8 protein-coding genes are annotated in these 9779 nt (G+C 66.3%); 6 read left to right on the top strand and 2 right to left on the bottom strand.

What is annotated here, in order from left to right; translation table 11 throughout:
* Window positions 1-86: 86 nt before the first annotated feature.
* Both B1A78_RS18220 and B1A78_RS18215 read right to left on the bottom strand, forming a co-directional pair.
* Window positions 87-1472: an amidohydrolase family protein gene (locus B1A78_RS18220; RefSeq protein ID WP_083734300.1), complete on the bottom strand. Its 1386-nt coding sequence runs from the start codon at window positions 1470-1472 to the stop codon at window positions 87-89.
* On the bottom strand, window positions 1469-2071 hold the full coding sequence (locus tag B1A78_RS18215) for an FMN-binding negative transcriptional regulator (RefSeq protein WP_077148327.1): 603 nt from the start codon (window positions 2069-2071) through the stop codon (window positions 1469-1471). Before B1A78_RS18215 ends, B1A78_RS18220 begins: the two co-directional genes overlap by 4 nt.
* Before the next feature lie 234 nt (window positions 2072-2305).
* Here B1A78_RS18215 and B1A78_RS18210 point away from each other — a divergent pair, with 234 nt between their 5' ends.
* The 6 genes from B1A78_RS18210 to B1A78_RS18185 form a co-directional block, all read left to right on the top strand.
* Window positions 2306-3754: a PLP-dependent aminotransferase family protein gene (locus tag B1A78_RS18210; protein ID WP_256839246.1), complete on the top strand. Its 1449-nt coding sequence runs from the start codon at window positions 2306-2308 to the stop codon at window positions 3752-3754.
* A gap of 86 nt (window positions 3755-3840) precedes the next feature.
* The gene (locus B1A78_RS18205; RefSeq protein ID WP_077148325.1) at window positions 3841-4338 is read left to right on the top strand and encodes a hypothetical protein; all 498 of its coding nucleotides are present in this window, start codon (window positions 3841-3843) and stop codon (window positions 4336-4338) included.
* The gene (locus B1A78_RS18200; RefSeq protein WP_077148324.1) at window positions 4338-6005 is read left to right on the top strand and encodes an amidohydrolase; all 1668 of its coding nucleotides are present in this window, start codon (window positions 4338-4340) and stop codon (window positions 6003-6005) included. Before B1A78_RS18205 ends, B1A78_RS18200 begins: the two co-directional genes overlap by 1 nt.
* Before the next feature lie 170 nt (window positions 6006-6175).
* The gene (locus B1A78_RS18195) at window positions 6176-8350 is read left to right on the top strand and encodes a TonB-dependent siderophore receptor (RefSeq protein ID WP_077148323.1); all 2175 of its coding nucleotides are present in this window, start codon (window positions 6176-6178) and stop codon (window positions 8348-8350) included.
* A gap of 148 nt (window positions 8351-8498) precedes the next feature.
* A complete protein-coding gene (locus B1A78_RS18190) occupies window positions 8499-9587 on the top strand; it encodes a PepSY domain-containing protein (RefSeq protein ID WP_083734297.1) in 1089 nt (362 codons plus the stop codon).
* A gap of 2 nt (window positions 9588-9589) precedes the next feature.
* The coding region (locus B1A78_RS18185; protein ID WP_144037894.1) for a hypothetical protein at window positions 9590-9779 on the top strand (190 nt) is incomplete at its 3' end.

The raw sequence follows: 9779 nt of genomic DNA, 5'->3' as shown, positions 1-9779 counted from the left end.
CGTCCACGCCTCGGCATGCGTCACCGCGATCGTCTGGGCGGCGGCGGGCGCGGCGATCGCGAGCGCGATCAGGCTGACGAGGCTTTTCATTGCGCAATTCCTCCCCGGCCCAGCTCGAAATCGGACACCGGCTTGGTTCGCGGTTTCGACCGGTCCCACGCGACGGCGCCATCGACGAGCACAAGGTCGGCGCGGCTGTAGATGCTGAAAGGATCGCCCGACCACAGCACGATATCGGCCTGAAAACCCGGCGCGAGCGTGCCGACGCGCTTGTCCAGCCCCAGCAGCTTGGCGGGGTTGCTCGTCGTCCATTTGATCATCGTCTCGGGCGGGGTTTCGATGCCGATCCGGCGTCCCGCCGCCGCCGCCTTGGCCGCCGCGATGTTGAGCCGCTGGCCGTCGGCGGGCGAGTCCGAATGCATCATCACGCACACGCCCGCGCGTTCGAGCAGCGGCGCCTCGGCGCGGATCGCATCCTGCGCCTCGACCTTGAACCCCCACCAGTCGGCCCACACCGCCGCGCAGGTTCCCGCCTCGCGCAGCAGCCCGGGGATCTTGTACGCCTCGGTCGCGTGATGAATCGCGCCGATGCGGAACCCGAATTCCTTGGCGACCGACAGCACGGCCGCAATGTCGCCCGCGCGGTAGCAGTGCAGGTTCACCCTTACATCGCCCGACAGGATGCCTGCGATCGTCTCGAGCTTCAGGTCGCGCGGCGGCATCGCGCCGACGCCCGCGCGCGCCTGTTCGACCGCGCGCTTGTAGCGCTGCGCTTCGATGAATTCCTGCCGCATGAAGCCGATCACGCCCTGCCGGCTGGTCGGGCCCTCATTGTCGTCGTCGGCACCCCAGCTCTTCGGGTTTTCGCCGCACGCCATCTTGAAGCCCTGCACGCCGCCGGTCGCCTTCATGTCCCACACGGTCGCGCCGCCGACGGGTTTGACCACCACCGAGCGGCCCGCAAAGATCGGTGTCGAACCCGGCAGGATCTGCAGCGTGGTGACGCCGTTCGACAGCGCCCGGTCGAACCCCATATCCTCGGCATTCACCGCGGTTTCGATCCAGGTGTCGGCCGAGTTCGGAGTGGCGACTTCCGCGACGTCCGACGCTTCGCGGTCGATCGCGGTCAGGGGCAGCACAAAGGTCCCGTTGTGCGTGTGGACATCGATCACCCCCGGGGTGACCCAGCGCCCCTTGGCATCGACCTCACGCACCCCCGGATTGGCCAGATTCTTGCCCACCGCAACGATCTTGCCGCCGCGAACGAGGACATCGCCGCCATCGATCCGACCGCCGGCACCGTCGAGAATCGTCGCACCGCGCAGCAGCATGTCGTCGGGGGGCGGGGCATGATAGCGGCTCGGAAACGGGTCTTCCTGCCAGGGCAGAAGCGCGCTGCGCTGCGCCGCCGCGGGTCCGATCGCGCCCACCAAGACGCCGATCGTTGCGACCAATCCAATCCGCCTGATCATTCTGTCCGCCCCTTGTTGAACCGCCGCATCCAGTCGGCCGTCGCCTTGTCGGGCAGCGTGCCGATGATCGACGCGAGCGTTTCCTTGCTCTCGTCCTGACCCAGCTTGAACTTGCCCGTCAGCCCGGTGACGGTCGCCCGAAAGCCGATGATCCGCCCGAGCATGCCGCGATAGCGCTCGCCGAGCTCTTCCTTGGACCAGGGCTGGAGCCGCCCCTTTTCCATCGCGTCGATCAGCAGGTCGAGCGACGGCTCGGTCAGCGCATCGTCGAACACGACATCGGCGCGCACCCTGATCTGGGCATAGTTCCACGTCGGGCCCCAATCGCGCACCCCGGCATGTTCGGGGCTGATATAGCTGTCGGGACCCTGGAACAGGATCGTCGCGCGCGGGTCGGCGACGAGCGCCGTATGCAGCGGATTGGACCGCATCAGGTGCCCGATCAGTTCGACGAGCGCGCCCCGTTCGTCGAACCGGCCGATCAGCGGCAACAGGCTCGCTTCCATGTCGCCGGCGCCGCCGCCGCATACCCAGGCCAGCGGATAATCCTCCACCAGCTTTCGCACATCGGCTTCGTCAAATCGTTCGAACAGCGTCACGCAGCCCCCTGAGAAAGCAATTCGTACCGGACGCAGGCCTTGTGCTGGCCAACGCGGCATTCACCCCATGTTGCGCCTTTTTGTTCCGCAGCCTTGGCTCTCCTGCAAGCGCCAAAAAAAGAAAGTTTGGGGGACCAGCCCAAGCTTGCCGCCTGGCTCCGCCCTCGTTACCCTTGGCTCCCGACTCGAAGATTTTCTTCGCAAAGGACTGGTCCAATGCTGCGACCCTGGCAAGTGAGCCTCAGCGAACGGATCGATCCGTCGCGCGAAACGCCCATCTATATGCAGATCATCCAGGCGCTGATCCGCGACATCGAACGCGGCAAGCTGACCTCGGGCACCTATCTTCCCAGCAGCCGCGAGATGGCGAAGATCCTGGGGGTCAACCGCAAGACTGTCGTCTTCGCCTATGAGGATCTGATCGCGCAGGGCTGGCTCGATTCGGCGGGCACGCGCGGCACCATGGTCGCCGCCGCGCTGCCCGACCCGGTCAAGCGGCAACAGGGCGACGCCGAGCTGACGATGAGCAGCGTGCGGATCGACTATCGCTATTCCGAGCCGCCCGCGCGGCCGATCGCGCTGCCGTCGGGCAAGGGGCTCAAGATCGACGAGGGCGCGCCCGACGGACGGCTCTTCCCGACCGAGTTGCTCGCCCGCGCGTATCGCGGCGCGACCAACCGCGCCGCCGAGATCAACGGCTTCCAATATGGCGACCCGCGCGGATCGCCCGCGTTGCGCGAAGGGATCGCATCGATGCTGCGCGGCCAGCGCGGCCTGTCGGTTACCGCGGAGAATATCTGCATTACCCGCGGCAGCCAGAACGGCATCTTCCTCGCCTCGCAGGTTCTGCTCAAGCCCGGCGACTCGGTGGTGGTCGAGGCGCTGACCTATGAGCCCGCAGTCGCGGCTTTTCGCGCTTTCGGCGCCAATATCGTGCCCGTCGGTCTCGACGAGGACGGGATCGACATCGACGCGGTCGAGCATGCCTGCCGCCGCAACGCGGTGCGCGCGGTGTTCGTGACGCCGCACCACCAGTTTCCCACGACCGTCTCGCTGCGCCCCGAACGGCGCCTGCGTCTCCTCGAACTCGCGCGCCAGTTCGGCTTTGCGATTATCGAGGATGATTATGACCATGAGTTCCACTTTCACTCGCAGCCGCTGTTGCCGCTCGCGAGCTATGGCCCCGGGCAGGTCATCTATGTCGGATCGATGTCCAAGCTGCTGCTGCCGGCGCTGCGCATCGGTTATGTTGCCGCGCCGCCCGCGATCGTCGACGCGATCGCGCACCGCGTGTCGCTGACCGACGGCATGGGCAATGCACTGACCGAGGACGCCGCCGCCGAATTGATCGAAAATGGCGAACTGCGCCGCCACGCGCGCAAGGTGTGGCAAGTCTATGCCGAGCGGCGCGAGAGTTTCGCTGCAGAGATCGACAAGACGCTCGGCGATATGGTCCGGTACAAGATGCCCGATGGCGGCCTCGCCTTCTGGCTGCAATTTCCCGAACTCGACCTCGACCAGATGGAGGCGCGGGCGTCGGCGATGGGGCTGCGCTTCGCCTCGTCGCGATCGTTCATGACCCGCGACGACGCACCGCGGGGGCTTCGGATCGGCTTTGCCAGCCTGAACAGCTATGAAGCGCGCACCGCGCTCGCCGCGATCCGCAAGGCCGCGGCCGGTTAGCGCCTTGGTCCCGTCGATCAGGCGATTGTTGGATGTTTTGCGATCCATGCCGATGCGGAAATCTGCGACCATCAGGAGGGAATATCATGAACCATAAAGTCGCATTGCTCGTCGCCGCCGCGCTGTTGCCGCTGACGCCCGCCGCCGCGCAGCAGGCCCCCGCGCCCGCCCCCGCCGCCGAAAACGCCGCCTGGCCCGAAGCCTGGTTCGAAATCTTCAAGCTCGCCCCCGGCAAGCAGGAGGAATTCATCCGTCAGATCGCGCAGGCCGACGAAGTCTCCGCCGCCGGCGGCCTGCCGCCGATCCAGCTCTTCTTCCATGAAAATGGCGCCGATTTCGACGTCATCCTGTTCAAGCCGGTGACCGGTATCGAGCCGACCCCCGAACAGGTCGCGGCGATGGAAAAGAAGCAGAAGGAACTCGGCCTGCCGAGCGGCCCGGCCTATTTCGTCAACATCCGCCAACTGGTTGCCGAGCACACCGACTCGAAAACCTATGGCCCGCTGTCGGCGGCGACCTGGCTCGCGCGGCTCGACAAGTGGCGCGCCGAAAACCCGCCGCGCAAATCTACGGCGACGAAGTAATGATCGGCCGCCGCACGCTCCTCGCCCTCGCGGGCGGCACCGCTGCGGCGGCTGTCTCGCGTCCCGTCTTCGCCAAAGGCGGCGAGACGCTCGACACGGCCTATATCAACGGCCGGATCTGGACCGGCGCCGGACCGGCGACCTTCAGCGACGCGATCGGGGTCAAGGGCGACCGCATCGCCGCGATCGGCGCCGATGCGGTGCGTTCGCGCACCGGCAAGGCGACGCAGGTCGTCGATCTGAAGGGGGCCTTCGTCACCCCGGGGTTCATCGACCCGCATGTCCATTTCGTCATCGGATCGACGATGTTGTCGCAGCCCTCGCTGCGCGACGCCGCCAACCCCAAGGAATTCGTCGAGCGCATTGCCGCGGCGGCCAAGGCGCTGCCCAAGGGCCAGTGGCTCGAGGGCGGCAATTGGGACCAGGACCGCTGGGGCGGCGAAATGCCGCACAAGGACTGGATCGACGCGGTCACCCCCGACACACCGGTCGCGGTCATCCGCTATGACCTGCACATGCTCTTCCTCAACTCGCTGGCGCTCAAGCTCGCGGGGATCGACCGCAACACCCCCGACGTTTCGGGCGGGGTGATCGAACGCGATGCGAAGGGCGAGCCGACCGGCATCGTCAAGGACGCCGCGAAGGACCTCGTCATCCGCGCCATCGGCACGCCGACGCCCGACCAGATCGACGCGACGGTCCGGCATGGCATCGACGTCGCGCTGAGCAAGGGCGTGACCCAGGTCCACCCGACCGAGCTCGAGACGATCAGTTTCGACGCGACGCGACGCCTGCGCGCCAAGGGCGAGACCGGGCTGCGCTTTCGTCACTATCTGCCGCTCAAGGATTGGGAAAAGCAGGTCGCGCTGATCAAGGACGAGGGCCGCGGCGACGACTGGGTCCAATGGGGCGCGTGCAAGGTCGTGTTCGACGGTTCACTCGGGTCGCGCACCGCCCGCTTTTACGAAGCCTATGCCGACGATCCCGCGACGCGCGGCATCATCGTCACCGACCCCGCCGACCTCAAGGCGTGGATCACCGGCGCCGACAAGGCCGGGCTCCAGGTCACCACCCATGCGATCGGCGACGAGGCGAACGACGTCGTGCTCGACACGCTCGCCGCCGTCGCCAAGGCGAACGGCCCGCGCGACCGGCGTTTCCGCGTCGAGCATGTCCAGCATATGAAGCCGCACGCGATCGCCCGCTTCAAGGAACAGGGCGTCATCGCCTCGGTCCAGCCTTATCATGCGATCGACGACGGCCGCTGGGCGGTGCGCCGCATCGGCGAGGAACGGCTGAAGACCAGCTTCGCCTTCGGCTCGCTCGTGCGGTCGGGCGCGCATGTCTGCATGGGGTCCGACTGGCCGGTCGCGCCGATCGACCCGCTGACGGGCCTTGAAGCGGCGGTCGACCGCGAGACGCTCGACGGGTTGAACCCCGACGGCTGGTTTCCCGAACAGCGCGTCACGCTGGCACAGGCGATGCACAGCTATACGCAGGAAGGCGCCTACGCCGGCTTCAACGAAAAGAAGATGGGCGCGATCCTGCCCGGCTTCCTCGCCGATTTCGTCGTGTGGGACAGCGAACTGATGACGATCGACTCGCACAAACTGCCAACCGCGAAAGTGCTGCGCACGATCGTCGGCGGGCTCCAGCGCTTCGGTTAAAAACTTTCCGAAACTTGTAACATAAATGCAAAGTTGGTCCCCATCTGGCGGAACGAACTGGATGTTTTATGGCCCAATCGAGCATTTAGTGTCGCAATACCGATAAGAGGCTTGGCCCCGTGCCCTGCCCGCTCGGGAGGGGTTTTGGACACCAACAGGGGGAAGTAATCATGGTCGCCTATCGCACCAAATATCGGGGAAGCGCGCTGGCCGTTCTCGGCGTCGCGCTGCTTTCGGCCACGCCGGCCTTTGCTCAGGACAGCGAAGACAGCGAAAGCATCGTCGTCACCGCGCAGCGCAACAACCAGACGCAGGTCTCGCGCGAAGGGTCGCTCGGCGCGCTCGGCGACATCGACGCCATGGACGCCCCCTTTGCGGTCAAATCCTATAACGAAACGCTGATCCTCAACCAGCAGTCGCTGTCGCTCGGCGCCGTGCTCGAAAACGACCCGTCGGTCCGCACCTCGCTCGGTTTCGCCAACGCCTCCGAACAATTCGTCATCCGCGGCTTCCCGCTGTTCGGTGAGGATATCGCGATCGACGGCCTCTATGGCGTCACGCCGCGCCAGCTCGTTTCGCCCGAACTCTATGACCAGGTCCAGATCCTGAACGGCGCCAGCTCGTTCCTGTTCGGCGCCGCGCCGGGCGGCACCGCGCTCGGCGGCACTGTCAACCTGTCGCCCAAGCGCGCACGCGACAAGGATATCACCCGCGTCACCGCCAATTATCTGTCCGACGCGCATTTCGGCGGCGCGTTCGACTTCGGCCGCCGTATGGGCGACGAAGGCCAGATCGGCATCCGCATCAACGGTGCGGGCCGCTGGGGCGACATCGCGATCGACGACGAATATCGCAGCTCGACCGTGCTCGGCGCGGCGATCGATTATCGCTCGGGGCCGCTGCGCATCTCGCTCGACCTCGCCTATCAGCGCGCCAAGGTTCAGCATATGCGCCCGATGGTGCAACTGGCCTTCGGCGTGACCACCATTCCCGACGAGCCGAGCGCCAGCGGCAACTACGGCCAGGACTGGAACTATACGACGCTCCGCGACATCTTCGGGATCGCGAAGCTCGAATATGACATCGCCGACAACTTTACCTTCTATGCCGCCTTCGGCGCCCGCGATGCGGCCGAACGCGGCCGTTACCAGAGCCTGACGATCGACAATCTGGTTAATCCGGGCGACGGCTATGCCACCGGTTCGAACATCCCGCGCAACGACAATAACGAGGCCGGGCAGGTCGGGCTGCGCGGCAAGTTCGCGACCGGGCCGATCACGCACCAGATCAACGTCGGCGGCTCGCACAGCCGCTACGTCAACCGCAACGCCTATCAGTTCGGCGTCTTCTCGCGCGACGGTACCAACGGCACCAACCTTTACGATCCCGTCGATGTGGCGCAGCCGGCGTTCAACTTCTTCCTCGGCGGCAATATCGCCGATCCCTTCCCGATCAGCCGCACGCGCCTGACCAGCTTCTTCGCGTCGGACACGATCGGCGCCTTCGAGGACAAGCTGCTCGTGACCGTCGGCCTGCGCCGCCAGAAGATCGAGACCAGCAGCTATTCCTATGCGAACGGCGCGCGGACCGGCGGCTACAAGGAAAGCGCAACGACGCCCGTCGTCGGCATCGTCGTCAAGCCGAGCGAGAATTTCTCGATCTATGGCAACCGCATCGAGGGGCTGGCACAGGGTCCGAGCGCCCCGGCGGGCACCTCGAACGTCGGCGAAGTGTTCCCGCCGTTCAAGAGCGTGCAATATGAAATCGGCGGCAAGGTGTCGTTCGGCAACTGGAACGCATCGGCGGCGCTGTTCACCACCGATCGGCCGCAGTCGTTCGTCACGCCCGACCCCGACGGCGCGGGCCCGCTGCTGCCGGCCTTCACGGTCGACGGCCTGCAGCGCAACCAGGGCTTCGAACTCAGCTTCGACGGCGAGCCGACCGAGGGGCTGCGCATCATCGCCGGCGTGTCGATCACCGATGCAACGCAGAAAAAGACCACCGGCGGCGCGACCGACGGCCGCGACGCGATCGGCGTGCCCAAATATACCGCCAACGCCAATGTCGAATGGGACCTCGGCTTCGTGCCCGGCCTCACGCTGACCGGCCGCGTGATCCAGACGGGCAAGCAGGCGTTCAACCTGACCAACACGATGGAACTCGGCGAATGGACGCGCTTCGACCTCGGCGCGCGCTATGTCGTCGCGGCGGGCGAGACGCCGATCACCTTCCGCTTCAACGTCGATAACGTCGCGAACAACAGCTATTGGTCGTCGTCGCTCGGCGGCTATCTCGTCCAAGGCCAGCCGCGGACGTTCAAGACTTCGGTGACCGTCGAATTCTGATCGTCTCCCGACATTGAAGTGCCTGATGGCCCGGCTGGCGACAGCCGGGCCATTCTATTTGGGGGCCTCGGCGCTGCCCGTGCTTGGACCCATCGCTTCCGGTAAAGTGGATGTTTTACAGGCCCATCGCTGCGGCCACTAACGCAGCATGAGTGCATCTCCTCCCGCCGGGCGAAAGCCGATCCGCCGGTCGATCCTTGCCGTGCATCGCTGGCTCAGCCTCGGCGCCGCGATCTTCTGGCTGCTGCAGGCGCTGACCGGCATCGCGATCGTCTTTCACTGGGAAATCACCGACGCGCGGCTGTCGAGTCACTACCCCGCCACCGACCTCGCCGCGATCGAGCGCCGCATCGACGCGCTGGCCAGCGAAGACGGATCGAAGCCGACGACGGTCTGGACCACCGGCAGTGGCGGCGACCGCTATACTGTCTATCTCGAGACCGAAGGCGGCGACAGCCGGTCGGTGCGCATTCTCGGCGACGGCACGGTCATCGACCGCCCGCGCGAAGATGAAAACCGGCTGATGGACTTCCTCATCGGCTTTCATCACGATCTCCTCGGCAGCTGGGGCAGCTGGATCGTCGCGATCAGCGGCGCCCTGCTCTGCTCGAACCTGATCCTCGGCCTCGTCGCCGCATGGCCGAAGCGCGGCACCTGGCGCCGCGCGCTCACCCCGGCGCAAAAAGGGCCGCCCGCCGCACGGCTCTACAGCTGGCACCGCGCGCTCGGCCTGTGGGCCGTGCTGCCCGCGCTTATGATCGCCGTGACGGGGACATTGATGAAGTTCGAGGATGGGGTCGGCGACCTGATCGGCGCCAAGAGCGTCGAACTGCCCGCCATCGCCCCCACCCCAAAAACCATCGGCTTCGCGCAGGCCGCGAAAGCCGCGCTCGACGCGGTCCCCGGCAGCAGCTTGACGCAGATTGCCTGGCCCAAGGACGGCGACGCGACCTATTATCTGCGCGTCAACGCCCCCGGCGAAATCCGCCGTGCCTATGGCGACACCCGCGTGCTGGTCGACGCCAACAACGGCGCGGTGCGCGGGATATACCCCATCAGCGACGCCGAACCCGCGCGCGCCTTCATGAGCGCGCTCTTCCCGCTCCACACCGGCGAGGCGGGCGGGCTTGTCGGCCGCCTCCTCTCGATCGCCGTCGGCCTGTGGCTGATCACGATGATCGTCGCCGGGCTTCTCCTCTGGCTCAAGCGGCGGCAGCCGGCAGCAAGGAAACACTGACCATGACCATCCGGATCCTGCTTCTCGCCGCTACGGCGCTCAGCTTCGTGCCCGGGGCACAGGCGCAGGACGACCGCATCGCGGCGCTGGAACGCAAGCTGGAGGAGCAGCAAAAGCGGATCGACCAGCTCGAAGCGCTGGTGACGCGGCAGGCGACGCTGATCGAGCAAAGCTCGCCGCCCGCTCCCGCTC

This window comes from Sphingopyxis sp. KK2 (assembly GCF_001990265.1).
Taxonomy (GTDB): domain Bacteria; phylum Pseudomonadota; class Alphaproteobacteria; order Sphingomonadales; family Sphingomonadaceae; genus Sphingopyxis.
Note: the sequence above shows the minus strand (reverse complement) of the source record. Positions and strands in the feature narration are given on the sequence as shown.